This window comes from Rhodococcus sp. T2V (assembly GCF_029269925.1).
GTDB lineage: Bacteria > Actinomycetota > Actinomycetes > Mycobacteriales > Mycobacteriaceae > Rhodococcus_F > Rhodococcus_F koreensis.
Genome location: NZ_JARJBD010000545.1, coordinates 1 through 437 on the forward strand (window position 1 = coordinate 1; position 437 = coordinate 437).

Annotated in this window: 1 pseudogene; it reads left to right on the forward strand. The window is 62.7% G+C overall.

From position 1 onward, the window contains the following. Positions 1 to 143: pseudogene (locus P3H15_RS55330) on the forward strand (NAD-dependent malic enzyme); the annotation flags it as partial. Positions 144 to 437 lie beyond the last annotated feature (294 nt).

The following is a 437-nucleotide window of genomic DNA, read 5'->3' on the forward strand; positions in this document are numbered from 1 at the left end:
TGTTCAAGAACTTCGCCGGGTTGAACTCGATCCCGCTGGTCCTGGACACCCAGGACCCCGACGAGATCGTCGAGACCCTGATCCGGCTGCGACCCAGCTTCGGGGCCGTCAACCTCGAGGACATCTCCGCACCCCGCTGCTTCGAGACACTGGACCTGGCGTTGATCGGCATTGGTCTGTCGTTGCCAGGCGGCGAGTTCGGTGTTGAGTGTCTCGAGGTCCTCGATGCGCCGGTCCAGTGAGAATGACAACCCCATTTGGCCCCACTGTGCTGCTCTGATTTGGCCCCACCCCCAGCAGAAGATCGAGCAGGTCCCGTGCCGCACGTACTCGCCAGTCCTCCTTCAGATCGCGTCACAGGCCTGCAGGGATCGGGTCACGAACGTGAGCGAGGAGCTGGTAGGGCTTTTCGTCCATGCACACCACCGGGTGAGAGG